This window comes from Kocuria sp. KSNUG, assembly GCF_049532735.1.
Lineage (GTDB): Bacteria > Actinomycetota > Actinomycetes > Actinomycetales > Micrococcaceae > Kocuria > Kocuria rhizophila.
In genome coordinates, this window is sequence record NZ_CP150981.1 from 436,778 (window position 1) to 459,696 (window position 22,919).

At 70.0% G+C, this 22,919-nt stretch carries 23 protein-coding genes; 9 read left to right on the forward strand and 14 right to left on the reverse strand.

All coding sequences use genetic code 11. The features are described from left to right. The first annotated feature begins 69 nt into the window (after positions 1–69). Positions 70–1,383: a cysteine desulfurase family protein gene (locus tag AABM36_RS01945; RefSeq protein WP_423447023.1), complete on the forward strand. Its 1,314-nt coding sequence runs from the start codon at positions 70–72 to the stop codon at positions 1,381–1,383. A 154-nt stretch (positions 1,384–1,537) separates the two neighbouring features. Here the strand turns inward: AABM36_RS01945 and AABM36_RS01950 are convergent, their stop codons facing one another. Together AABM36_RS01950 and AABM36_RS01955 are read right to left on the reverse strand one after the other, a co-directional pair. Continuing rightward, positions 1,538–2,515: a 2-hydroxyacid dehydrogenase gene (locus AABM36_RS01950; protein ID WP_423447025.1), complete on the reverse strand. Its 978-nt coding sequence runs from the start codon at positions 2,513–2,515 to the stop codon at positions 1,538–1,540. 109 nt (positions 2,516–2,624) lie between these two features. Next, the gene (locus AABM36_RS01955) at positions 2,625–3,245 is read right to left on the reverse strand and encodes a superoxide dismutase (protein WP_423447027.1); all 621 of its coding nucleotides are present in this window, start codon (positions 3,243–3,245) and stop codon (positions 2,625–2,627) included. Between the two features lie 162 nt (positions 3,246–3,407). On the opposite strand from AABM36_RS01955, the gene AABM36_RS01960 reads away from it, so the two are divergent. Next, positions 3,408–4,103 (forward strand): GNAT family N-acetyltransferase, encoded by a 696-nt coding sequence (locus AABM36_RS01960; protein WP_423447029.1) that lies wholly within the window; start codon positions 3,408–3,410, stop codon positions 4,101–4,103. Positions 4,104–4,108: 5 nt separating this feature from the next. Here AABM36_RS01960 and AABM36_RS01965 read toward each other — a convergent pair whose 3' ends face one another. The 10 genes from AABM36_RS01965 to AABM36_RS02010 all read right to left on the reverse strand — a co-directional run bounded on the left by AABM36_RS01965 (position 4,109) and on the right by AABM36_RS02010 (position 12,792). Next, the gene (locus tag AABM36_RS01965; protein ID WP_423447031.1) at positions 4,109–4,717 is read right to left on the reverse strand and encodes a hypothetical protein; all 609 of its coding nucleotides are present in this window, start codon (positions 4,715–4,717) and stop codon (positions 4,109–4,111) included. 412 nt (positions 4,718–5,129) lie between these two features. Next, a complete protein-coding gene (locus AABM36_RS01970; RefSeq protein WP_423447033.1) occupies positions 5,130–5,414 on the reverse strand; it encodes a hypothetical protein in 285 nt (94 codons plus the stop codon). Further along, positions 5,411–5,665, reverse strand: coding sequence for a hypothetical protein (locus AABM36_RS01975; protein WP_423447035.1), 255 nt, complete (start codon positions 5,663–5,665; stop codon positions 5,411–5,413). The genes AABM36_RS01970 and AABM36_RS01975 overlap by 4 nt, the downstream gene beginning before the upstream one ends. 459 nt (positions 5,666–6,124) lie before the next feature. Then, a complete protein-coding gene (locus AABM36_RS01980; protein ID WP_423447037.1) occupies positions 6,125–7,093 on the reverse strand; it encodes an ABC transporter substrate-binding protein in 969 nt (322 codons plus the stop codon). Next, positions 7,090–7,767, reverse strand: coding sequence for an ABC transporter permease (locus AABM36_RS01985; RefSeq protein WP_423447039.1), 678 nt, complete (start codon positions 7,765–7,767; stop codon positions 7,090–7,092). The genes AABM36_RS01980 and AABM36_RS01985 overlap by 4 nt, the downstream gene beginning before the upstream one ends. Next, positions 7,764–8,519, reverse strand: a complete 756-nt coding sequence (locus AABM36_RS01990) for an ABC transporter permease (protein WP_423447041.1) — start codon at positions 8,517–8,519, stop codon at positions 7,764–7,766. Before AABM36_RS01990 ends, AABM36_RS01985 begins: the two co-directional genes overlap by 4 nt. Further along, positions 8,516–9,682 (reverse strand): ABC transporter ATP-binding protein, encoded by a 1,167-nt coding sequence (locus AABM36_RS01995; RefSeq protein ID WP_423447043.1) that lies wholly within the window; start codon positions 9,680–9,682, stop codon positions 8,516–8,518. The genes AABM36_RS01990 and AABM36_RS01995 overlap by 4 nt, the downstream gene beginning before the upstream one ends. A 64-nt stretch (positions 9,683–9,746) precedes the next feature. Beyond that, positions 9,747–10,322, reverse strand: coding sequence for a DUF421 domain-containing protein (locus AABM36_RS02000; RefSeq protein WP_423447045.1), 576 nt, complete (start codon positions 10,320–10,322; stop codon positions 9,747–9,749). Positions 10,323–10,367: 45 nt separating this feature from the next. Next, positions 10,368–12,254, reverse strand: coding sequence for an ABC transporter ATP-binding protein (locus tag AABM36_RS02005; RefSeq protein WP_423447047.1), 1,887 nt, complete (start codon positions 12,252–12,254; stop codon positions 10,368–10,370). A 61-nt stretch (positions 12,255–12,315) separates the two neighbouring features. Further along, the gene (locus tag AABM36_RS02010; protein WP_423447049.1) at positions 12,316–12,792 is read right to left on the reverse strand and encodes a MarR family winged helix-turn-helix transcriptional regulator; all 477 of its coding nucleotides are present in this window, start codon (positions 12,790–12,792) and stop codon (positions 12,316–12,318) included. A 237-nt stretch (positions 12,793–13,029) separates the two neighbouring features. Between AABM36_RS02010 and AABM36_RS02015 the strand changes: the two genes are divergently transcribed. Together AABM36_RS02015 and AABM36_RS02020 are read left to right on the forward strand one after the other, a co-directional pair. Next, entirely contained in the window at positions 13,030–13,767 is a 738-nt protein-coding gene (locus tag AABM36_RS02015; RefSeq protein WP_423447051.1) for a hypothetical protein, read from the forward strand. Between the two features lie 41 nt (positions 13,768–13,808). After that, complete coding sequence (locus tag AABM36_RS02020; protein ID WP_423447053.1) at positions 13,809–14,630, forward strand: hypothetical protein; 822 nt, start codon at positions 13,809–13,811, stop codon at positions 14,628–14,630. Between the two features lie 181 nt (positions 14,631–14,811). Here AABM36_RS02020 and AABM36_RS02025 read toward each other — a convergent pair whose 3' ends face one another. After that, positions 14,812–15,186, reverse strand: a complete 375-nt coding sequence (locus AABM36_RS02025) for a hypothetical protein (RefSeq protein WP_423447055.1) — start codon at positions 15,184–15,186, stop codon at positions 14,812–14,814. 144 nt (positions 15,187–15,330) lie between these two features. Between AABM36_RS02025 and AABM36_RS02030 the strand changes: the two genes are divergently transcribed. The 4 genes from AABM36_RS02030 to AABM36_RS02045 all read left to right on the forward strand — a co-directional run bounded on the left by AABM36_RS02030 (position 15,331) and on the right by AABM36_RS02045 (position 19,959). Continuing rightward, the gene (locus AABM36_RS02030; protein WP_423447057.1) at positions 15,331–16,161 is read left to right on the forward strand and encodes an aldo/keto reductase; all 831 of its coding nucleotides are present in this window, start codon (positions 15,331–15,333) and stop codon (positions 16,159–16,161) included. 125 nt (positions 16,162–16,286) lie between these two features. Then, positions 16,287–17,798, forward strand: a complete 1,512-nt coding sequence (locus tag AABM36_RS02035; RefSeq protein WP_423447059.1) for a peptide MFS transporter — start codon at positions 16,287–16,289, stop codon at positions 17,796–17,798. A gap of 201 nt (positions 17,799–17,999) precedes the next feature. Then, positions 18,000–19,499, forward strand: coding sequence for an APC family permease (locus AABM36_RS02040; protein WP_423447061.1), 1,500 nt, complete (start codon positions 18,000–18,002; stop codon positions 19,497–19,499). Positions 19,500–19,548: 49 nt separating this feature from the next. Continuing rightward, complete coding sequence (locus tag AABM36_RS02045) at positions 19,549–19,959, forward strand: universal stress protein (protein WP_423447063.1); 411 nt, start codon at positions 19,549–19,551, stop codon at positions 19,957–19,959. Between the two features lie 285 nt (positions 19,960–20,244). Here the strand turns inward: AABM36_RS02045 and AABM36_RS02050 are convergent, their stop codons facing one another. Continuing rightward, the gene (locus AABM36_RS02050) at positions 20,245–21,015 is read right to left on the reverse strand and encodes a phosphatase PAP2 family protein (RefSeq protein ID WP_423447065.1); all 771 of its coding nucleotides are present in this window, start codon (positions 21,013–21,015) and stop codon (positions 20,245–20,247) included. Positions 21,016–21,371: 356 nt separating this feature from the next. Between AABM36_RS02050 and AABM36_RS02055 the strand changes: the two genes are divergently transcribed. Continuing rightward, positions 21,372–22,664, forward strand: coding sequence for an ROK family transcriptional regulator (locus AABM36_RS02055; protein WP_423447067.1), 1,293 nt, complete (start codon positions 21,372–21,374; stop codon positions 22,662–22,664). The last annotated feature ends 255 nt before the right edge of the window (positions 22,665–22,919 follow it).

Genomic DNA, 22,919 nt, shown 5'->3' on the forward strand with positions numbered 1-22,919 from the left:
CCGCCGGCCCCTCCCGGCGGCGCCCGCCACGGATCCCCGCAGGCCACCACCCGTCGAACGAGGTCACCCATGATCTACCTGGACCACGCCGCCACCGCGGCTCCCCGCCGGGACGTGCTCGAGGCCATGTGGCCCTGGCTCACGAGCGAGTTCGGCAACGCGTCCAGCCACCACGAGCGCGGGCGACGCGCCGCACACGCCCTGGAGGACGCCCGCGAGCGCGTCGCGGCGGTGCTCCACGCCCGTCCGGGGGAGATCGTCTTCACCTCCGGGGGCACGGAGGCTGGCAACCTCGCGGTCAAGGGCATCGCCCTGGCCCGCCGCGAGCGCCGCCCGTCCCGCACCCGCGTGGTCACGAGCGCGATCGAGCACCACGCCGTCCTGGACTCCGCCGCGGACCTCGCCCGCTACGACGGCTTCACCGCCCGGACGGTCCCCGTGGACCCGAGCGGCGCGGTCACCCCGGAGGCCTTCCGCGCCGCGCTCCTGGCGGACGACGACGCCGCACGGCCGGGAGCGCAGCACACCGCACAGGGCGCCGGCGGGCGAGCGGGCGGCGTCGTTCACGGCAGGGAGAGTGGGACGCCGGCGGCCGTCCGCCCCACCACCGCACCCGACGCGACGGCGCCGGAGGGTGGAGCCGAGGTGGCGGTGGCCTCCGTGATGCTCGCGAACAACGAGGTGGGCACCGTGCAGGACATCACCGCCCTGGCGGAGATCGCCGCCGAGCACGGCGTTCCCCTGCACACGGATGCCGTGCAGGCCGCGGGCGTGCTCCCCCTGGACGTGCGGGCCCTCGGAGTGAGTGCGTTGAGCCTCGCGGGCCACAAGATGGGCACACCCCCGGGCATCGGACTGCTCTGGATCGCGCGGGGCACACCGCTGCGGCCACTGCTCAGTGGCGGCGGTCACGAGCGGGGCCGCAGGTCCGGGACCTCCACCGTGGCGGGAGCGGTGGGACTCGCGGTCGCCCTGGAACGGGCGGAGGCGGAACGCGAGGAGCACGCACGACGAACGGGGGCGCTGCGGGACCGGCTCATCGAGGGCATCCTCGACCGCGTTCCCGGTGCCCTGCTCACGGGCCCGGATCCCAGAGCCGGTGGGAACAGGCTGGCCCCTAACGCCAGCTTCTGCTTCCCCGGGGTCAACGGGGAGACGGTGCTGGTGGACCTGGAGAACCGCGGGGTGCAGGTGTCCTCGGGGTCGGCGTGCTCGGCGGGTTCCACGGAACCGTCCCACGTGCTCACCGCGCTGGGCCTCTCACCGGAGGTGGCGAGCACCGCGGTCCGCTTCAGCCTGGGCCGGGACACCACCGAGCAGGACGTCGACACCGCGATCTCCGCCACGGCGGACGTGGTCGCAGCACTCCAGGGGCGCGGCTGACCCGCCCACGCCGTCTCAATGACGGACGCCGGACCCGGCCAGTGCCGCGCTCGGGCCCCAGGTCCCTGCATGCAGGCCGCTGGGCGCCCCCGAGGCCCGACTTTTCCGGAATGTCCCACAGCGGAGACCTGGCACTGCGGGCCGGCCGCGCGAGCTACGCCTCCACCGGGTACGGAGGCTTCTCCCCGCGGGCCATGGCCACGGCGTTCTCCGCGGCCATCCGCGCCATCCCCGCCCGCGTGCCCGCTTCCGCGGAGCCGATGTGCGGGAGCAGGAACGCGTTGGGCAGCTCCAGCAGACCGGGCTCCACGGCGGGTTCGTTCTCGAACACGTCCAGCCCGGCGGCGAAGATCTGGCCCTCGCGCAGGGCGTGCACCAGGGCCTTCTCGTCCACCACCGGCCCACGCGCCGTGTTGACCAGCACCGCCGTGGATTTCATGCGGCGCAGGACGTCCGCGTCCACCAGGTGCGTGGTGTCCTCCGTGAGCGGGACGTGCAGCGAGAGGTAGTCGCTCGTGGCCACGAGCTCGTCCCACGGCACCTGGGTGACGTGCCCCGCCAGCTCGCCCAGTTCGTCGTCGGACACCGCCCGGTCCTGCGGCGGCCGCTGCGTGAACTGGACGGTCATACCCAGCCCCAGTGCGCGCCGGGCCACGGCCTTGCCGATCCGACCCATGCCCGCGATCCCCAGCGTGGCGCCGGTGACGTCCTGACCCACCAGCAGCTGCGGACGCAGCCCCTGGAACTGACCGCTGCGCAGGAACTCGGAGGCCTCGTGCGCCCGGCGCGCGGCACCCAGAAGCAGCAGAACGGCCACGTTCGCGGTGGCGTCGTCCAGCACGTCCGGGGTGTTGCCCACGGCGATCCCGTGCTCCCCGGCCGCCGCCACGTCGATGTTGTTGTACCCCACGCCGTAGTTCGCGATGCCCCTGATCCGGGCCTCACCCAGAAGCTCCGCGGAGAAGGCGTCGGAGGTCTGGGACAGCACCACGTCGTACTCGCCGCCCGTGACCGCTTCCCGCAGCTCCTCGGCGGTCATGCCGCTGCGGATCTCCACCTCCCCCGCGTCGCGCAGGATGCTCGGGCCGGGCTCGGGGATCTCCCGGGTCACCAGGAAACGGGGCGTACTCATGGGCGGAACTCCTCGGGAGGCGTGGCTGGTAGCGCGAAACCCCGCACGGCGGGCGCCGGGCGGGGTTTCGAGAGGTCATGGCATCGCGGGGCGACGCGTCACGACGGGATCAGATGAGGGACGAGGCCCCGGCGCGCGCCTTCTCGAAGCGCGCGGTGACGTCCGCCCAGTTCACGATGTTCCAGAAGGCCTTGACGTAGTCCGCCTTGACGTTCTGGTAGTCCAGGTAGAAGGCGTGCTCCCACATGTCCAGCTGCAGCAGCGGGATGGTGGCCACGGGGACACCGTTCTGCTGGTCGTACATCTGCTCGATCACCAGGTTGCCGGCGATCGGCTCGTACGCGAGGATCGCCCAGCCGGAACCCTGGATGGTGGTGGCGGCAGCCGTGAAGTGGTCACGGAAGGCGTCGAAGGAGCCGAAGAAGTTGTCGATCGCCGCGGCGAGCTCACCGGTGGGCTTGTCGCCACCCTCGGGGGAGAGGTTCTTCCAGAAGATCGAGTGGTTGATGTGACCACCCAGGTTGAACTGGAGGTCCTTGGAGAACTTCGCGGCTCCGGCGGCGTCACCGTTGGCGCGGGCCTCCTCCATCTTCTCCAGGGCGGTGTTCGCACCGGTCACGTACGTGTTGTGGTGCTTGTCGTGGTGCAGCTGCATGATCTGCGCGGAGATGTGCGGCTCGAGCGCCGCGTAGTCGTACGGAAGATCGGGGAGAGTGAACTTTTCAGCCATGGTGAATCATCCTTCCTTTGCGGAGACGTGATGCTTCAACTTTCCGCCCGCCGTCTCGCTCCGGTCAAGGACGTTCAGCCCCTGGCGTACGGGCCCCGGGCTCCCCGTCACGTTCTGTCACACCCCGGGGCCCGGGCCACGTGCCTGCCCTAGTCTCGGGTCATGCCAGACGACGACGCCGCACGCCCCGTTCCGCACCTCGCCCCGGGTGTCACCGCACCGGGCTCCCGCGCGGGATCCGGGAATGTCCCGGAGTCCGAGAGCGCAGCCGACGCCGGGGACGCCACCCGGCGCCGTCGTGCCCCCGCCGGCGTTGACCCGAGCTCACTGGAGGTGGTGCGTGCGAGGCGTGAGCACGCCCGCGGCATCATTGCCCTCCGGGACACGCTGGCCCGCTGGATGCAGGCGCGCGGGATCGACCAGTGGCGCGAGGGCGAGTTCGCACTCGACCACGTGCAGCAGGAGATCGACCGGGGCGAGTGGTGGGTCATGGAGTCCCCCCAGTGCCCGGGGGACGTGCTCGCGAGCGTGCGCGTGGTCTGGGAGGACCTCCCGATCTGGGGCGAGCAGCCCGAGCCCGCGGGGTACATCCACGGGGTGGCTGTGGACCGCTCGCTGAGCGGCACCGGAACGGGGTCCCGCCTCATCCGCGTGGCGGAGCAGGCAATTGCGGCCTCCGGGCGCACGATCTCCCGCCTGGACTGCGACGAGTCCAATCCGGTGCTCCAGCCCTTCTACGCCGGGCTGGGCTACACACCGCGCGGGGCGGTGGACTTCGACGTCCCCGGCATGGAATACCGGGTGCGCGTGCTGCGCATGGAGCGTTCCCTGGCCCCGGAGACCCGCGCCACCCCCTGAGCCGGTCAGGCGCGCTGCGCGCGGTGCCGCGCGTGGGCGGCACGGTGGGCGGCTGCCATGCGGCCCCGCCCGGGAGCACCGGTCTCCCGGGGCGACTCCGCGCCACTGCCGGCCGCCACAGGCACGGCCGTCTGGACACTCGGAGCCGCACCCAGCTGCTGGCGCATCCGCTCCATCCCCAGCGTCACCTTGCGCCGGGCCACGGCCTGCGTCCACCGGGTCCGCCACCACAGTTCATGACGCAACCGGAAGTCGATGTTCATCCGCACCCGGGTTCCGGTGCTCGTGGCCCACCACGTGTACTCGAGGGTGACGTCCACGGATCCGCGCGTGGTGCGGAACAGCAGCAATTCCTCGGGCACCCGGTCCGCCACGATCATGATGAAGTCGAAGTGCAGCGGGCCGATCGGTGCCCTGAACTCCAGGGCGGAACCCACCTCCATCTGGTGGTCGGGACACGTGGGCCAGGTGAACTCGACACCGAACCACTCGCCCATCTCCCTGGGTCGACCGATCGCACGGTCGAACTCTTCGACGGTCACGGACACATCCTGCTCCGCGACCATGGTGAAACTGCGGTCGGACTCCCCGACCTGCGTGATGCACACAGACATGTTTTCCCCCTAGGACGTGCCCCTCCCCAGGCCGCTCGTCCCACCGAGCGGCCACGGCACGCTTGTCATCAGAGGTCCAGTCTGATGCAAAGTCCACAACTCGTCACCCCGCTCGGGGAGTGTGTCTCGTACACAGCTGGTGGACAACGGTTATCCACAGCCGTGGAGAAGTCTGTGCACAATTCGAACACATATTCGATGTAATTGCATGTTCCGTGGGTGGATTGCCCCGAAACCCTCCCTGACCAGACGAGATACCGAACGGTCGTGCGGTCCGCGCGGGGAGAGCACAGGCGTGTAACTTATCCACGCCTGTGGAAAGATCCTGTGGACAACCGCCCATGTCCACCCTTATGGGTGCAATCACCCCTCTTAGGTGGACACCCCACATAACACCCCCACCGGGGGTGGTTCAGCGCACCGGGATGACCCGGAGCCGCTGGAACCCGTGGGCCTCCGGGACGATCCCGTGGCGCAGGTCCACCTCGGACTGCTCGTGCAGCAGAGTGGCAGTGGTCAGGAATCCGCCGAGCGTTTCCCCGGTCACGAACTGCGACCAGTCGCTGACGTTCGCCAGGCACAGGACCAGGCTGTGCTCGCCCGGGCGCTGGTACCCCGGGACGTGGCTGTTGTGCATGTTGAACGGGATGAGGGTGGTGCCCTCGAACTCCGGCGTGCTGCGGCGCACCGAGATCATGCCCCGGGTCCCGCCGAAGATCCGCCCCTCCACGGAGAACAGGTCGCGGCGTCGTCCTCGGAGAAGGCCCAGCCGATGTCGTCGTGGCCGCGCACGTAGTTCACCCACGCGGTGCCCGCGGGGCTCTCGTACAGGGGTATGAGGTGCAGGTTGCTGAGCCCGAGCTGCCGGAAATAGGGGATCTGCTCCCGCAGCGCAGCCAGCAGGTTCTCGCGACCGGTGATGCGGTGGGGGATGGTGTCAGGCAGCACGGGAAGGCCCCCTCTGCCGGCACGCAGCACGTCCGTGAGCAGTGATGGCGCCCGGGATCCCCCTTGACCCCCAGCTCGGATCTGCCGGGCGCTCCCGAGGGAGGGCGCGGCCCGTCCAGCACGGGCAGGAGAGATCCCGTGACCACCAGGTGACGTCCCCGTGACCCCCCGAGCACCCGGAGTTCACTGCACAGCGTGTGCACAGCGTTATCCACAGGTGTGGACAAGGCCCTGTGTGCAACGAGGTGCCACGTGGGGAAACGCCCGCGTCACCGCAGGTCAGGAGGCTGCGGCCCCAGCCCGGCGCGCGTGTGGACAACGCTGTGCAGAACGGGGTGCTCACCACTTCGCTCCCGTGCCTGCACACGTGCGAATGAACGGAAGATGACGAACGCCCGGTGGTTCCGCCGTGTCGGCGGGACCACCGGGCGCGGCCCGAGTCCGTGGGTGGGAGACGGCTCAAGAAGCCTTGTCGTACCCGTTGTCCGTCAGCCATTGCTTCGCGGCGTCCGCGGGGTTCTGCTGCTCGTCCCCGCTGACCTTGCGGTTGAGGTCGATCAGGTCCTGCGTGGTGAGCTTGGTGGAGAACTCGTTGAGCGCGTCCACCGCCTCCTGGGGCAGGCGGTCCGGCGCGGTGAGCGGCAGCACCTGCTGGGCGATGAAGTTGTTCTTGGGATCCTCCAGCACCACCAGGTTCTCGTCCTGGATGGCCGGGGTGGTGGTGAAGATGTCCGCCACCTGGGCGTCGCCCTTGGTCAGCGCCTGGACCGTGAGGGGCCCGCCGCCGTCGTTGATGGGCTGGAAGGACTTGAACGAGCAGTCGTACTTCTCCTTGAGCCCGCTCACGCCGTACGCGCGCTCCTGGAACTCCGGGGGTCCGGCCATGACGAGCTCGCCGCACACCGAGGAGAGGTCCGTGGCGGACTTCAGACCGTACTTCTCCGCCGTGGCCTGCGTGACCACCAGGGCGTCCTTGTCCTCGGCCTTGGACGCGTCCAGGACCGAGAGACCCTGGCTCTCCAGCGCGCCCGGCAGGGCCTTGGTGATCTCTTCCGCCGACGCCGCCTGGGCGTCTTTGTCCGCGAAGAGCAGCAGGTTGCCGGAGTAGTCCGGGACCACGTCCACGGAACCGTCCTTGACCGCGCCCACGTACGCCTCGCGGGCGCCGATGCCCGGCGAGGTCTCGGCCGTGACGCCGGCGTCCCGCAGCACCCCGGCGTAGAGCTCCGCGATGATCTGGGACTCGGGGAAGTCCGCCGAGCCCACGGTGACGGTGTCCGATGAACCGCCCGAGGCGCCGTCGTTCTCCTCCGCGAGGGGGTCGGAGCCGCCGCCGCACGCCGTGAGGGCGAGCAGGGCGGAGACGGCCACCCCGGCGAAGGCCACGGGCCGCCAGCGGGAGCGGGGGGACGAGTGGTGGAAGGTCATGGGCGATCTCCTGTCAGTCTGAGACCCGGCGACGTCACCAGGCGTTGGGTGAGGGCGAGAAGTGCGTCCGCAGTGAGCGCGAGCGCCGCCACGAGCACCACGGACGCGAGCATGCGCGAGTAGTCGCGCACCGCGAGCCCGTCGATCAGGTAGCGGCCCAGACCGCCCAGGTTGATGTACGCCACGATGGTCACGGTCGCGAGCACCTGCAGCGCGGCGTTGCGGATCCCGCCCAGGATCACGGGCAGCGCCACCGGGACCTCAACGCGGAACAGGGTCTGGGACTCCGTCATGCCCATGGCTCGCGCGGCGTCCACGAGTGCGGGGGACACCGCGGCTATCCCGGAGTAGGTGCCGGACAGGATGGGCGGGATGGCCAGCAGCACGAGCGCCAGGATGGGCGGCATCAGGCCGAGGCCCATCAGCAGGGTGAACAGCGTGAGCAGACCCAGGGTGGGCAGCGAGCGCAGCGCCCCGGCCAGCCCCACGACCACACCCCCGCCGCGGCCCGAGTGGCCGACCCACAGACCCAGCGGGACGGCGACCACCAGCGCGATCACCATGGTCAGCAGGCTGTAGCCCACGTGCTCGAGCATCCGCTGGGGGATGCCCGCGGCGCCCGTCCAGTTGGCGGGGTCGGTGAGGAACTGGCCGGCTTCGGCAAACAGGTTCATGCGGTGGCACCTCCGGACTCCACGGCGGCCAGGGAGCCCGCCTCGTCCCGTGATCCCCCGGCGCGGGCCCGGGTGCCGCGGCCGTCACCGCGCCGCACGGCCGGGTTCTTCCCGCCGGTACCGGTGCGCTGCCAGCGGGTCAGCACGTGGCCCAGCAGGCGCAGCAGCTGGTCCAGGACCACCGCGATGACGACGGTGGCCACGATGCCCACCACGATCTCCGCAACGATGGAGCGGCGCAGCCCGTCCGTGAACAGCGTGCCCAGGGACTGGATGCCGATCACCGCACCCACCGAGACCATGGAGATGTTCGAGACGGTGGCCACCCGCAGGCCCGCGATCATCACGGGCACGGCCAGCGGCACCTCCACCCCGAAGAAGCGGCGCGCGGGCTTGTAGCCCATGGCCGTGGCCGCCTGCAGGACGTCCCGGTCCAGGGACTCGAACGCGTCCACGCACGAGCGCACCAGGATGGCGACCACGTACAGGGTCAGCGCCACGACCACGTTGACCACGGAGGTGATCTGCGTGCCCAGGATCAGCGGCAGCACCACGAACAGGGTGAGGGAGGGGATGGTGTAGAGCAGCGAGGAGCCCGTGACGAACACGGGTCGCAGCCACCGGTTTCCCGCCGCCAGCCGCGCCAGGGGAACGCTGATGAGCAGCCCCACGAGCACCGGGATCACGGACTGCACCAGGTGGGAGCCCGCCAGCTCCAGGACCGTGGGCCAGTTGTTCGTCAGCCAGTTCACGGCCTCTGCCCCCGGTCCTCACGGGTGGAGCGCTGGTCCTCGATGGCGCGCATCACGGCGTCACCCGGGACCACACCGGCCACCGAGCCGTCCTCGTGGACGGCCACGGCCTGCCCGGACGGGGAGGACAGCGCGGCGTCGAGCGCGGTGCGCAGGGACCCTCCGGAGTGCCAGAGGGTCCCGCCCACGCGCAGCTCCTCGTGTCCGGCGGCCTCGCCGCTCTCGCGCACCGGGAGCCACCCCAGGGGATGCTGCCGCTCGTCCACCACGAGCACCCAGTCCGACGACGCCGCCGCACCGGTTCCCTGCCACGGCGCGGCGTTCTCCGCACCCGGGCCCACCACGGTGCGCTCACCCGTGGCGGAGGACAGCACCGTGACGGGCTGCAGCGCCACGGTGGCGCTGTCGAAGCTCAGGGAGCGGAAGCCGCGGTCCCTGCCGATGAAGTCCGCCACGAAGTCGTCCGCGGGAGCCCGCAGCAGTTCCTCGGGGGTGGCGTACTGGGCCAGCCGGCCGCCCCGGGCGAAGACCGCCACGCGGTTGCCCAGCAGGACGGCCTCGTCGATGTCGTGGGTCACGAACACGATGGTGCGGTGCAGCCGCTTCTGCAGGTCCAGCAGCTCCTGCTGCAGGTCCTGGCGCACCACCGGGTCCACCGCGGAGAACGGCTCGTCCATGAGCAGGATGGGCGGATCCGCCGCGAGCGCCCGGGCCACGCCCACGCGCTGCTGCTGACCGCCGGAGAGCTGCGCCGGGTAGCGGGTGGCCAGGGACTCGTCCAGACCCACCGAGCCCAGCAGCTCCCGCGCGCCCGCCCGCGCCTCGCGCTTGGACACCCCGTTCAGCCGGGGCACCGTGGCGATGTTGTCCTCCACGGTCTTGTGGGGCAGCAGACCCGACTGCTGCATCACGTAGCCCATGGAGCGGCGCAGCTGGGCGGCCGGGATGCTGGAGACGTCCCGCCCGTTGACCTCCACCACACCGCCGGTGGGCTCCACCATGCGGTTGAGCATGCGCAGGGACGTGGTCTTGCCGCAGCCGGAGGGTCCCACGAACACCGTGAGGGACCCCGCGGGGACATCGAGGTCGAGGTCGTCGACCGCTGTGGTTCCATCCGGATAGACCTTGCTCACACCGCGATAGCGGATGGCCATGTCGGTCATGGGGTCCGTGTCCCTTCGTAGGCGTGGCCCTCATCATAGTCGGCTGCAACAATCAGCGTGCGAACTAATCGGTGCGTTCCGGAGCGAGGAACTCGTCCGGTATCCGTTCCACACCGACCACGTCCGAGAGCAGGTGGCGGTCCACGAGGACGCCGCGGCGCAGCACGCTGATCCCCCCACCGGACTCGTGGAGCACGCAGGCCACCTCCCCGTAGGAGCGCACACCGGCACGGCGCAGCGCCCCGTGGAGCTCGGAACGGGTGATGTGGGAGCGCCGCAGCTCCGCCTCCTGCACCTCGTCCCCGATCATGAGCAGCCGGGTGGGGGCGTTGAACAGCCGCTGCAGCCGCGGGCGTGTCCCCAGCTGGCCGAAGACCGCCTCCAGCAGGAACAGGGTGGCCAGGCCCAGCACACCGCTCGCGAGGGTGGGCGGGTGCCCCAGGATCACGCGCCCGGCCACGGCGCCGAGCATCACGGTCACCACCACGTCGAACGTGGACATGGCCGAGAGCACCCGCTGGCCCAGCAGCCGGACGAACACCAGGAACACCACGTAGATCCCCGCGGCGGAGAGCACCACGCCCACCGCGTGCGGGAGCGTGATGCCGAGCTCCTCCCAGAGCCTCTCCCAGCCGCTCATGCCTGACTCCTGATCTCGAGGGGAACCGTGCGTCCGCCGGGAACGCTACCGGGCGTCGTCGTGGTCCTGGCGGCTCGCGGCGAACTGCGTCTCGTGCAGCTCCGCGTAGCGGCCGCCGCGCGCGAGCAGCTCCTCGTGGGTGCCCCGCTCGGCGATCCGACCGGCCTCGACCACCAGGATCTGGTCCGCCCGGCGGATGGTGGAGAGCCGGTGGGCGATCACCACGGCGGTGCGCCCGGACATGGCCTCGTCCAGCGCGGCCTGCACGTGGGCCTCGTTGGTGGAGTCCAGCGCGGAGGTGGCCTCGTCCAGGATGACCACGCGCGGGCGGGCCAGGAGCAGCCGGGCAATCGTGAGGCGCTGCCGCTCACCTCCCGAGAGCCGGTAGCCGCGCTCCCCCACCACGGTGTCCAGCCCGTCCGGCAGGGACGCGATGACGTGGCGCAGCCGCGAGCGCTCCAGGGCGTCCCACACCTCCTCGTCCGTGACACCCTCCCGGGCCACCGCGAGGTTGGCCCGGATGGTGTCGTGGAAGAGGTGACCGTCCTGCATGACCATTCCCACGGTGTGGCGCAGGGACTCGAAGGTGGTGTCCCGCACGTCCTGACCGCCGATGCTCACCTCGCCGGAGTCCACGTCGTACAGCCGCGCGACCAGCTGGGCGATCGTGGACTTGCCGGCACCGGAGGAGCCCACGAGCGCCACGGTGTGCCCGGGCGCCGCGCGGAAGCTGACGTCGTGCAGCACCTCCTCGCCGCCCCGGGAGTCGAGCACCGCGACGTCCTCCAGGGATGCGAGCGAGACCTTCTCCGCGGACGGGTAGGAGAAGCTCACGTGGTCGAACTCCACGGCCACCGGGCCCTCGGGCAGAGCGCGGGCGCCGGGGCCCTCCGTGATCAGGGGCTTGATATCCAGGACCTCGAACACGCGCTCGAAGCTCACCACGGCGCTCATGATGTCCATGTGGGCGTTCGCGAGCATGGTCAGCGGGGTGTAGAGCCTGGTCAGCAGCATGCCCAGCGCCACCACGGAGCCGGCGTCCAGGTGGCCCAGCAGCGCCTGGGTGCCACCCACGCCGTACACGAGTGCGAGGGCGAGCGCGGAGACCAGGGTCAGCGCCGTGACGAAGGTGGTCTGCAGCATGGTGGAGCGGATCCCGATGCCGCGCACATCAGCCGCGCGGGCCGCGAACTCGCGGGACTCCTCGGCGGGATCGCTGTAGAGCTTGACCAGGGTGGCGCCGCCCGCGGAGAAGCGCTCGGTCATGCGCGTGGACATCTGTGCGTTGTACTGCGCGGACTGCCGCTGCAGTGAGGCCAGCCTGCCGCCCATGGCGCGGGCGGGGACCAGGAAGATGGGGAGCAGCAGCAGGGACAGCAGCGTCACCTGCCACGAGATGGTCACCATGACCGCCACGGTGAGCACCAGGGACACCAGGTTGGACACCACCCCGGACAGCGTCCCGGCGAAGGCGCGCTGGGCGCCGATCACATCCGTGTTCAGGCGGGACACCAGGGCACCCGTGCGCGTGCGGGTGAAGAAGGCCAGCGGCATGGTCTGCACGTGGTCGTAGACGGCCGTGCGCAGGTCGTAGATGAGACCCTCGCCGATGCGCGCGGACTGCAGGCGGCTCACCAGGGAGAGCCCGGCGTCCGCCACGGCCACCACCGCGATCGCGATGGCCAGCCACACGACCACGGAGACGTCGTGGCCGCCGGTGATCGCGTTGACCACGTCCCCGGCGAGCACCGGGGTCACGACCCCCAGCACCGCCAGCACCACGGACACCAGCACGAACGCGATCAGTGCACTGCGGTGCGGTCGGGCGAACGTGGCAATTCGCTTGACGGTGTCCCAGCTGATCCGGCGGCCCTTGTTGTTCTGCCCGCTCATGGTCCGCCACATGGCCATGTGGGCGCTCTGCATGCTCACGCCGTCACTGTAGACCCGCGCTCAGACTCCCACGACGGACGAACCGAGATGGTCTGGCGCGTCAGTCCAGGCCCAGCACGCTGCGGGCGTTGGCACCGCAGTTGAGTGCACGGCCGATCTCCCGCAGCTGCTCCACCTGTTCGGGGCTCAACCGGTCGAAGACCATCTCCCGGACGTGACGCACGTGGGCCGGCGCGGCCTCCTTGACGCGCTCGAGGCCCGCCGGGGTGATCTCCGCGATCACCACACGGCGATCATCCTGCCGGCCCTCCCGGGTGACGAGGCCGTCCCGCTCCATGCGGGCAACGATGCGCGAGAGCCGCGACTGCGAGGTGTTCGTGGCCGTTGCCAGCGCAGACATCTTGTGCCGGTGCTTCGGCGCCTCCGACAGCATGGCGAGCACCAGGTACTCCGCCAGGGACATGTCCTCCTCGGTGCGCAGCTGATTCTCCACGCGCCCCGGCAGCCGGAACATGATCGACACGAGCGCGAGCCACGCCTCCCGCTCCTCCTCGGACAGCCACTTCGTCTCAGTCATGCCAGAGATTGTAGTGAGAATATATTGCCGCTGCAAATGTTTCCGCCCCGGGGGCGCGGCCGGTTACACAGCCTGCCCGGGCCCGCCGGTGACGGCGCGTAGCCTGGTGGGCGAGCGATTCGCCCCGGCAGGCACCCCCCAGAGCCGACCGCCTGCCCGGGCCTCCGCCGCCGGACCCGGCAGACGGACGGCATCGCGCGCCCCGGGGCGCAGACACACGAGGGAGAGCACCAGCGCATGACCCAGCAGCAGCACGACGCCCGCACCCTCACCCGACGCACCCTCGCCAAGGGCGCCGCGTGGTCGATCCCGGTCATTGCGGCGGCATCGGCTGCGCCCGCCGTGGCAGCATCGGGCAAGTGCCTGCCCTCGCTCCGGTTCAGCGGAGGCTTGTACTACGACTTCGGAACCATCTACACGTTCTCGGGACGCACCACCAACCAGTACCTGACGGTCGGGGGGCAGACGTACGTGGACAACCTCCCCCAGGGCGTGACGGTTCAGAGCATCACCTACAACTTCTGGATCCAGAACCGTAAGGACCAGACGTCCAGCGGCCCCGGTGCATTCTGGATGGGCGACTCCACCGCCAGCTCCAAGGACAAGAAGTGCACGGCCAGCGGCTGCACCTCCACATGGACCCCCACCGCGGGCAGCGGCTTCGACAACGTGGTCACCAACACCGGCAACAACCTGACCAAGACGTACCCCAACGGCGAGAACCTGCCCTCATGGGATGTCAACATGACCTGGTCCGCGGCTCGGGACACGGTGGGGACCTACACCACGGATGGCGCAGGGTGCAGGGATTTCACCACCGGACCCTCCGCGAAGTTTCGGGTGAACTACACGGGAGTGCCGGCCCTATCGGATGCGGACGTCAGAGCAGGTAAAGAAAGGGTCGCCTCGTACAGCGATATCACCGTCACGCTGAGCACCGGAGAAAAGCTGCGCAAGCAGTACATGCTGACGTGAGTGCTCCGGGCGGTCACCCGTGGTGTCTCATAATGGTCCCCATGGATTCCCACGCCACCTGGCCCGCGCCCGTCACCGTGAACGACCGGGGCTTCGACGCCGCCGCGCTGCGTCAGCTGAGGAGGACGCCCTCCTCCTCGGACCGCGACGCGACCGAGGGGGCCGGCGCACCGTCGGACGCCATGGCCGAGATGAAGGACGGGACGGCGCCGGGCTCAGTTGACGCCGCACAGAGCACAGCGCCGTCGGGGGCGGTTGCCGCGGAGGGGACCGGGGCGACGTCGTCGAACACCGAAGCCGCACCGGACGGGGCCGGTGACGGCGCACCTGCCGCGCGGAAACCGCCCGTGGGGGAGCGCCTGGTGGCGTCCCTGCTGCTCGTGATCCCGCTGGTGTCCGCGCTCGTGATCGTGCTGAGCGGAATGCGCTTCGCGGACACCCGCAACGGCCTGTGGCTGGGGGTCATCGCCGTGGTCCTGGTGGCCGCGGCGCTGTCCTGGGTGGCCGTGCTGCGCCGCTCCTTCACCAAGGCGCAGGGACACCTGGCCGCGCGGCTGCCCGGTGTGATCGGCTACGGAGTGGGCATCATCCGCGAGCTGGACGTGGAGTCGCCCTTCGACGAGAACGGTGTCTCCGACACCGTGACCGCACACCTCACCGTGCGCGTGAACCCCACGCAGGGCCCCGCGTTCACCGGCACCCTGGACGCCGTGTACGCCGTGGCGGACGCGGAGAAGCTCGAGGTGGGCTCCCACGGACTGGTGCGCTACCTGCGCTCGGACCCGGAGAACACGGTGAGTATCGAGACCCGCCTGCCCGCCGAGAAGGTGCAGCAGATCTACCGCGCCGCCGCGATGAACTGACGACCGGCCGTCTCCTGTGGGGAGGAGGTCCCCAGGCGTTCACCCCTCACCAGAGGGGGGCGGGCGCCGGACCGGGCGCGGACGCGCCCACCCCGGTGAGCCGGCCCGAACCACGGCCGGGGCCCACGGGCCAGGATCGCAGGTCGACCCCGGGTCCGAGACCGGCCCCGGAAGGGGCAGCTCAGACCTCGGAACGGTCCTTGGCCGGGGCTGCGGACGGGCGGGCCGCCGAGGAGCCGCCCTGCGCGGACGTCCCCTCAGATGTTGCGGAGCGCCCGAAGACCGCGCGCTGCCCACGTGCGGTAGCGACGACGTCGTGCTGGTCGGTCTCCGGCTCCGGGTCCACGACCACGCGGGTGCCGGTGCGGCGAGCGCGTGCGGGGAGGTCGTCGATTGCGGTGATGCTCACGGCCACGACATTGAGGGCGATCCCCAGAATGGTGAGGATCCAGGCGAGCACCGCCAGCGAGCCCACGGCGCACAGCAGCCCGATCACCACCAGAGCCACGGAGGTGAGGTAGGCGGGGGTCTTGACACGCTGGAAATCGAACTTCATGCGTCCATTTCACCACGTTTCCCTGACCGCCCGGCCCGGCCGTGGGGCCGCCCGGGAAACTTCACCCACAACTTAACCGCTTGTCAGACCCGGCCACCGCGCAGTTGACTTAGAGGTAGTTGTCAACGAAAGGATTGAGCAGCCATGCCCGAGAACCAGACCCTCCAGCTCAATGACGGAAACGCCATCCCGCAGTTCGGCTTCGGCGTGTGGCAGGTGGACGCGGACGTGGCGGAGGACGTGGTGAGCCAGGCCCTGAAGATCGGCTACCGGCACATCGACACCGCCAAGATCTACGGCAACGAGGAGGGTGTGGGCCGCGCGATCGCCAAGAGCGGCGTCCCGCGCGAGGAGCTGTTCGTGACCACCAAGCTGTGGAACGACGACCAGGGCTACGAGTCCGCCCTGCAGGCCATGGACAAGTCCCTCGAGCGCCTCGGCCTGGACCACGTGGACCTCTACCTCATCCACTGGTCCCAGCCGGAGAAGGGCAAGTACCTGGAGACCTGGAAGGCGCTGCGGGAGATCAAGGCCTCCGGCAAGGCCCGGTCCATCGGCGTCTCGAACTTCACGGAGAAGGCGCTGCAGGACGTGCTGGACACCGGGGTGGTCCCCGCCGCCCACCAGATCGAGCTGCACCCCTACTTCAACCAGCAGGGGTTGCGCCAGCTGGGCGCCCAGCACGGGATCGTCACCGAGGCGTGGTCCCCGCTGGGCCAGGGCAAGGCCGACCTCCAGGACGAGACCATCGGGAAGATCGCCGAGGCGCACGGCGCCACCCCCGCCCAGGTGGTCATCGCGTGGCACCTGGCCATCGGCAACGTGGTGTTCCCCAAGTCCGTGACCCCGCAGCGCATCCAGGAGAACTGGGACGCCCAGAAGCTCACGCTCACCCCGGAGGAGGTCGAGCAGATCAACGGCCTGACCCGCGACAACGGCCGCATCGGCCCGGACCCCGCGGACTTCAACGACTGATTCCGTACCACGCGCCGCGCCTGCGTCACGAAGCCTCCGGGTGTCCTGCCTCACAGGAACCCGGGGGCTTCGGGGTGTGCGTCGCACAACAGTTCCCCGGGCATCCGGGTGCATCATGGTGACCTATGAGTCAGAGCACACCAGGCAGCGGCCTCACCGGCAACGCGCCGAACGATCCGAACCCGTCCATCGACCCGCACAACCCCGCGGGCAGGAAAACCTTCTTCGGTCAGCCCGGCATGCTGGCCAACCTCTTCTCCGTGGAGATGTGGGAGCGCTTCTCCTTCTACGGCATGCAGGCCCTCGTCCTGTACTACATGTACTACCCCGCGGCGGAGGGCGGCCTCGGCCTCGACCAGGGTGTGGCGACAGGCATCGTGGGCGCCTACGGCGGCACCGTGTACCTGTGCTCCATCCTGGGCGGCTGGGTGGCCGACCGCTTGATCGGCTCCGAGCGCACCATGCTCGCCTCCGCGGTGCTGATCATGATCGGCCACATCGCGCTGGCCCTGATTCCGAGCGTGCCCGGTCTGGCCATCGGCCTGCTGTGCGTGGCCGTGGGTTCCGGTGGCCTGAAGACCACGTGCGTGAACCTGGTGGGCACGCTCTACGAGCGCAACGACCCCCGACGTGACGCCGGCTTCTCCATCTACTACATGGGCGTGAACATCGGCGCCCTCTTCGGTCCGCTGCTCACGAGCTTCGCGTGGGGCACCTGGGGCTTCCACGCCGGCTTCGGCATCGCCGCCTTCTTCATGGCCCTGGGCCTGGTGCAGTACTTCCTCACCCGCAAGGGCCTGCCGGACTCCGTGCACACGGTGGCGAACCCCCTGCCCCGCTCGCAGTACGGCAAGTGGATCGGCATCGCCGTGGGCTTCGTGGCCGTGGTGCTGGTGCTGCTGTTCACCGGCATTCTCAACCCCGGCAACCTGTCCGGTGCCGTGGTCCTGGTCTCCCTGGTGGCGGCCATCGCCCTGTTCGTCATCATGCTGAAGGACAAGGGGCTCTCCCCGGAGGAGCACTCCCGAGTGGTCGCCTTCATCCCCCTGTTCATTGCCACAGCGGCATTCTTCGCCCTGTTCCAGCAGCAGTTCACCGTGCTGGCCGTCTACGCGGACACCCGTCTGGACCTGAGCATCTTCGGCTTCGAGTTCAAGCCGTCCGCGGTCCAGTCCATCAACCCCGTGTTCATCATCCTGCTCGGCATGGTGTTCGCGGGTGTGTGGACCAAGCTCGGAACCCGCCAGCCCAGCACGCCGGTCAAGTTCGGCATCGCGCTGCTGCTGATCGGCGCAGCGTTCCTGCTGTTCATCACCCAGGCGGACACCGCGTCCGTGTTCGTGGGCTGGATCGTGCTGATCCTCTTCGTCGCCACCCTGGGCGAGCTGTTCCTCTCCCCCGTGGGGCTGTCCCTGGCCACCAAGCTGGCACCGCGGAAGTTCCCGGTGCAGATGGTCGCCCTGTACAACCTCTCGGTGGCGCTGGGCACCGCACTGTCCGGCTCGCTGGCCGAGTTCTACAGCCGCGAGAACGAGGTCGCCTACTTCGGCACCATGGGTGCGGTCACCATCGTGCTCGGCGTGGTCATGCTGCTGGTCGCCAAGCCCATCCTCAAGATGATGCGCGGCATTCGCTGATCCACCTCTCCGCCTGAGAGCGCGTCCCGCCACCCTTCATGGGTGCGCGGGACGCGCCTTTTCCGATCCGGTCACGATGAGCCCCGCAGCACGCGTCATCGCTTAGGGTTACCTGTACGCAATGAGCCGCGGATCACAGGTCGAACCCCCGAGCGGGTGAACCGTGCGCGGCCGCACTCTGGTCGATCCGCGGAGGACAACATGAGCAGTTCAGCTACGCCGAACGGCGCCACACCGGCGTCGTCGGCCACGGGCCGTGACACGGCCGCAGCCGGGGGCACGGACCCCTCGGGGGAGAACCAAGAACTCAAGCGCGTGATGGGCCCGGGCCTGCTGCTGCTGTTCATCGTGGGCGACATCCTGGGCACCGGCGTCTACGCCTTGACCGGCAACATCGCCGGCGAGATCGGCGGCGCCGCGTGGGCCCCGATCCTCGTGGCGTTCGTGGTGGCCACCATCACCGCGTTCTCGTACCTGGAACTCGTGACCAAGTACCCCGGCGCCTCCGGTGCGGCGCTCTACACGCACAAGGCCTTCGGCATCCACTTCCTCACCTTCCTGGTGACCTTCGCGGTGCTGTGCTCCGGGCTGACCTCGGCGGCCACCGCATCGAGCACCGTGGCGGCGAACTTCGCCAAGGGCTTCCACCTGGACCTGAGCCCGTTCGGCATCACCCTCGTGGCCGTGGGCTTCATGGCCCTGCTCGCGCTCGTCAACCTGCGCGGCGTCTCCGAGTCCGTGAAGCTCAACGTGGTGCTCACCGTCATCGAGCTCACCGGCCTGCTGATCGTGATCCTCGTGGGCTTCTGGGCGGCGTTCCAGGGCAACGCGGACTTCAGCCGCACCATGATCTTCGAGACCGCCGAGGACAAGAACATGTTCCTGGCGCTGTCCTCGGTGACCTCCCTGGCGTTCTTCTCCTTCGTGGGCTTCGAGGACTCCGTCAACATGGTCGAGGAGACCAAGGACCCCACCCGCAACTTCCCGCGGGTCATGCTGTTCGGGCTGTGCATCACGGGCGTCATCTACGTGGTGGTGTCCCTGTTCACCGTGGCGATCGTCCCCATCGGCCAGCTGAGCGAGTCCACCACCCCGCTGCTGGACGTGGTCAAGATCGGTGCGCCCAACATCCCGATCGACACCATCTACCCGTTCCTCACCATCTTCGCCGTGGCCAACACCGCGCTGATCAACATGCTCATGGCCTCGCGCCTGCTCTACGGCATGGCCAAGCAGGGTGTCATCCCCGGGTTCCTGTCCAAGGTCCTCCCCGGACGCCGCACCCCCTGGACGGCCATCCTCTTCACCACCGCCCTGGGCATGCTGCTGATCGTGGTCGTGAACAACATCATGGGCAAGAGCACAGCATCCGCGCTCGGTGGCACCACGGCCCTGCTCCTGCTGGGCGTGTTCACCGTGGTCAACGTGGCCGCCATCATCCTGCGCCGGGACCGCTCGCAGGAGGGCCACGACTACTTCCACGCGCCGCGCGTACTCCCCTACCTGGGTGCCGTGACGTGCGCGTTCCTGCTGGGTCCGTGGGCGCAGGACACCATCGAGTACCAGATCGCCCTGGTGCTGATCGCCCTCGGCGTGGTGCTGTGGCTGGTGAACTTCCTCTACGCCCGCCTGTTCACGGGGCGCCGCACGCGCTTCCAGCACCCCGAGGACATCGCCCACCTCGAGGACGTGGACCGCTGAGGTCCCCGGCCCACCCCAGAACCCACCTCGTGACGGACCAGGAGACCCCATGAACATCGTTGTCGGATACCTGCCAACCCCCGCCGGGCGCGCCGCTCTGCGTGCCGCCATCGACGAGGCCAAGCTGCGTGCCGCGGACCTCGTGGTGGTCCAGGGCCACCACACCAAGCGCTGGGGCCGCCACACGGGCCCCGAGGAGACCGAGGCCGCGGTGCAGGAGGACCGCGCCGCACTGGACGCGAGCGGCGTCGCCTACGAGCTGGTCCCCATGGCGGACGACGCCGATCCGGCGGACACCATCCTCGACGTCACCGACCGCGCGCACACCACGCTGCTGGTGATCGGCACCCGCCGCCGCACACCGGTGGGCAAGCTCATCATGGCGCCCACCACGCAGCGCCTGCTGCTCGAGGCCGGGTGCCCCGTGCTGTGCGTGAAGGCCGAGTACACGCAGGACTGACACTCCGCCGGGCGACCGCGGCAAGCCCCGCGGCGTCCACGGCGACGCTGAGGGTTCTGCCATGGGTGAACGACGCAAGTTCCTCCCGGGACCGGGGCCGCGGGCACGCCCCGGACACTCCGCGCACAGAATCACACGACGACGGCGGGGCCGAACCTCCCAGAGGTTCGGCCCCGCCGTCGTTCGTCCTGGGGGGTGAGCGCACGTCCTGTCCGGACGTGCCCGCCGATGGTTCAGCGCGGTCCACCCGTCACCGGCACTGGGCGCCCGAGTGGGACTCAGGGATCAGGCCGCGCGGTCCGAGCGCTGCGGATCGCGGGTGTCGGGGGAGCCCGTGGTGCGGCGGGCCGTCGAGCCGGGCGCCTTGGCGGGAGCCGCTGTCCGGGCCGCGGCGCGGCGTGAGGCGGGTGCCTCGAGGGACACACCCGCCTGCTGCCAGGAGAACCCGAAGGCCAGGGCGGGGACCACCTTGTTGGCCACGGCGGTTCCCACCATCACCCCCGCCCAGGCCACCGGCAGGGCGGCCAGGACGTCCAGGGGGTAGTGGGCCCCCGAGTACACGCGGGCGGCGCCGACCACGGCCACGCCGAGGGTGCCCCACAGCAGCACGTTGCGCCGGGTCCGTCGGCGCGAGGCCACGAAACTGAGGGCGAGGACGATGGCGACCAGGGCGCCCGTGTGGGAGGAGGGGAACGACGTCGATCCCGCAACCACTTCCAGTGGATCGCCGGCAACCGCGGGGCGGGGACGTTCCACCAGGACTTTCACGAGACCCACCGCGCCCCAGCCCGCGAGCGCGGCGATGGCGAACCCCGTGGCGTCGAGGGGACGGCGTCGGATGACGGCAAGCCAGCCGATGATGGCCGCGATGATGAGAACCACCCCGCCGTTGGACAGCGTGAACTGTGCCAGGGTGGCGATGCCGTCCAGAAGGACGTTGCGATGCTGGGACAGCCCCTCGAGCAACGCGGTCTCCGCGTCGGTCACCTGCGGTGAGAGCACCAGCAGACGGCCGATTGTCGCTGTTAGCAGCACCACGACCAGAGGAACGGCCACGCGGTGACGCAACTGCGGCAAGTGCCACGGGGACCCGCCCGGCGAGGGGGAAGTGTACTGCGCCGGATTGGTCATACAGCAATGGTGACACGAGACACCGTGTGAAACCTGGTGCTGGCGTGTCGTGCCCAGCGTGGCGACAGCAGGCACACGTTTCACGTGAAACGAGGCGCAAAAAAGCGACCTCATAACGTTGCATGCTTTCCCAGGCATGTGCAGTGCCCGCTCCCCGGATGCACTTCGGCCCTTCCTGAGCCCCCGCAGGGAAGTTATCTCCTCCTGTTCAGACCCCGCGTTCGTTGCCCGAACGTTGACTACACTCAGGCCACCACGAGCATTCGAGAAGGGAAGAGACGATGGCGTCCTCACCCACAGCGCTGCCCGCGGAGCGCCCCGCCGCGGGTCGGCCAGGCCCACCGCACCCAGCCACGGTCGGCAGCCCCCACGAGGCGGAGTGCAACGCCGCGCGGGCCGAGACTGCCGCACGCGTCGCGAACCCCACCGCTCCGGGATCACAGACGGCCCTGCGCGTGGCCAACCGGCGACGGGTGGTGGACGCCGTGCGCGAACTGGGGGCCGTGACCCAGGCGCGAATCGCGCGGGAGACGGCCCTGGCGCCGTCGACCGTCTCCTCGATCGTCAAGGAGCTCACCAGGTGCGACCTGCTCGCCGTGGAACCGGACCACGGGGGACGCAGGGGTCAGAGCGTGCGTTTCAGTCCCCGAGCCGGGCACCTGCTGGGAGTGGACGTGGGCCACCGTCACGTGGCCGTGGCCGTGGCGGACCTCAATGTGGAGATCCTCGCCCAGAAGCGCCGCGAGCTGCCGCCCGACCACGGCGCCGCCGCGGTCCTCGAGACCGCGCGCGGCATGGCCGACGAGCTGCGTCACGAGCTCGGCATCACCTCGCAACGATTCCTGCAGGCCGGGATCGCGGTGCCCGCCCCCGTGGCCGCACGGGGGCGGGAGCTGGACTCCGCCGCCATCCTGCCCCACTGGGCGGGTATGGACGTCCAGGACCTCGCCTCCCGGATCCTGGACTGCCCCGTGGTCCTGGAGAACGACGCGAACGCGGGTGCCGTCAGCGAGCACTCCCTCGGAGCCGGACGCGACGCGCAGGACATGGCCTATCTCAAGGTCTCTCACGGGGTGGGGGCGGGACTGGTCCTGGGCGGCCGGCTCTACCGCGGCGCCACGGGCTCCGCGGGGGAGATCGGCCACGTCACCCTGGACGAGCGGGCCGGACTCTGCCGCTGCGGGAACAGAGGCTGCCTCGAGACCTTCGTGTCCTCCGCCGCCGTGCTCGGTCTCGTGCACTCGTCGGGACGCCCGCTGGAGACGGTGGCTGACCTGGTGGACGCGGCCCTCGCGGGAGATCCTGGGTGCGCCAGGGTGGTCGCGGACTCCGGGGACCTCATCGGCGGCGCCGTGGCCCAGCTGTGCAATCTGCTCAACCCTCAGCTCGTGGTCGTTGGCGGTGACCTCGCCCTCGCCGGGGACCTGCTGCTCGATCCGCTGCGGCGGACCGTGGAGAAGTACACCCTGCAGCGCGCAGACCGGGTGCTGATCACCGCGTCCGAGCTGGGCCCGCGGGCGCACCTCACCGGTGCGCTGCTGCTCGCCCGGGCGGGAACCCCCCTCCCCGTGTGAGCCACCCGCCCCGCCGGACGGCGGCGATCAATCCGCAGGGTTGTCCGCACACGGGGCCCGGCGCAAGAGGTCCTCGCGGAGCCTGATGCGAGATGCCATGTCCGCCCACCGAGCCAGAGAAGGCAGGACGCGCCGTTGTGTTCGACTCATGGACATTCTGTGATGCGAGTCCTACGCTGGGGTCACCGTCCACCCCGGCGGCCGCTCCACATGCATCCACGGTCACAGAGGCTCGGTTCTCGCTGACCGCGCCCT

Excerpts from the sequence above, each read along its gene's own strand:
- AABM36_RS02040 (WP_423447061.1), top strand. The coding sequence starts at position 18,000 with ATGAGCAGTTCAGCTACGCCGAACGGCGCCACACCGGCGTCGTCGGCC.
- AABM36_RS02025 (WP_423447055.1), bottom strand. The coding sequence starts at position 15,186 with ATGAAGTTCGATTTCCAGCGTGTCAAGACCCCCGCCTACCTCACCTCC.
- AABM36_RS02030 (WP_423447057.1), top strand. The coding sequence starts at position 15,331 with ATGCCCGAGAACCAGACCCTCCAGCTCAATGACGGAAACGCCATCCCG.
- AABM36_RS02000 (WP_423447045.1), bottom strand. The coding sequence starts at position 10,322 with ATGAGCGGCTGGGAGAGGCTCTGGGAGGAGCTCGGCATCACGCTCCCG.
- AABM36_RS01960 (WP_423447029.1), top strand. The coding sequence starts at position 3,408 with ATGCCAGACGACGACGCCGCACGCCCCGTTCCGCACCTCGCCCCGGGT.
- AABM36_RS01985 (WP_423447039.1), bottom strand. The coding sequence starts at position 7,767 with ATGAACCTGTTTGCCGAAGCCGGCCAGTTCCTCACCGACCCCGCCAAC.
- AABM36_RS01995 (WP_423447043.1), bottom strand. The coding sequence starts at position 9,682 with ATGACCGACATGGCCATCCGCTATCGCGGTGTGAGCAAGGTCTATCCG.
- AABM36_RS01945 (WP_423447023.1), top strand. The coding sequence starts at position 70 with ATGATCTACCTGGACCACGCCGCCACCGCGGCTCCCCGCCGGGACGTG.
- AABM36_RS01965 (WP_423447031.1), bottom strand. The coding sequence starts at position 4,717 with ATGTCTGTGTGCATCACGCAGGTCGGGGAGTCCGACCGCAGTTTCACC.
- AABM36_RS02045 (WP_423447063.1), top strand. The coding sequence starts at position 19,549 with ATGAACATCGTTGTCGGATACCTGCCAACCCCCGCCGGGCGCGCCGCT.
- AABM36_RS02055 (WP_423447067.1), top strand. The coding sequence starts at position 21,372 with ATGGCGTCCTCACCCACAGCGCTGCCCGCGGAGCGCCCCGCCGCGGGT.
- AABM36_RS01980 (WP_423447037.1), bottom strand. The coding sequence starts at position 7,093 with ATGACCTTCCACCACTCGTCCCCCCGCTCCCGCTGGCGGCCCGTGGCC.
- AABM36_RS01970 (WP_423447033.1), bottom strand. The coding sequence starts at position 5,414 with ATGATCTCGGTGCGCCGCAGCACGCCGGAGTTCGAGGGCACCACCCTC.
- AABM36_RS02015 (WP_423447051.1), top strand. The coding sequence starts at position 13,030 with ATGACCCAGCAGCAGCACGACGCCCGCACCCTCACCCGACGCACCCTC.
- AABM36_RS02010 (WP_423447049.1), bottom strand. The coding sequence starts at position 12,792 with ATGACTGAGACGAAGTGGCTGTCCGAGGAGGAGCGGGAGGCGTGGCTC.
- AABM36_RS01950 (WP_423447025.1), bottom strand. The coding sequence starts at position 2,515 with ATGAGTACGCCCCGTTTCCTGGTGACCCGGGAGATCCCCGAGCCCGGC.
- AABM36_RS02020 (WP_423447053.1), top strand. The coding sequence starts at position 13,809 with ATGGATTCCCACGCCACCTGGCCCGCGCCCGTCACCGTGAACGACCGG.
- AABM36_RS02035 (WP_423447059.1), top strand. The coding sequence starts at position 16,287 with ATGAGTCAGAGCACACCAGGCAGCGGCCTCACCGGCAACGCGCCGAAC.
- AABM36_RS01955 (WP_423447027.1), bottom strand. The coding sequence starts at position 3,245 with ATGGCTGAAAAGTTCACTCTCCCCGATCTTCCGTACGACTACGCGGCG.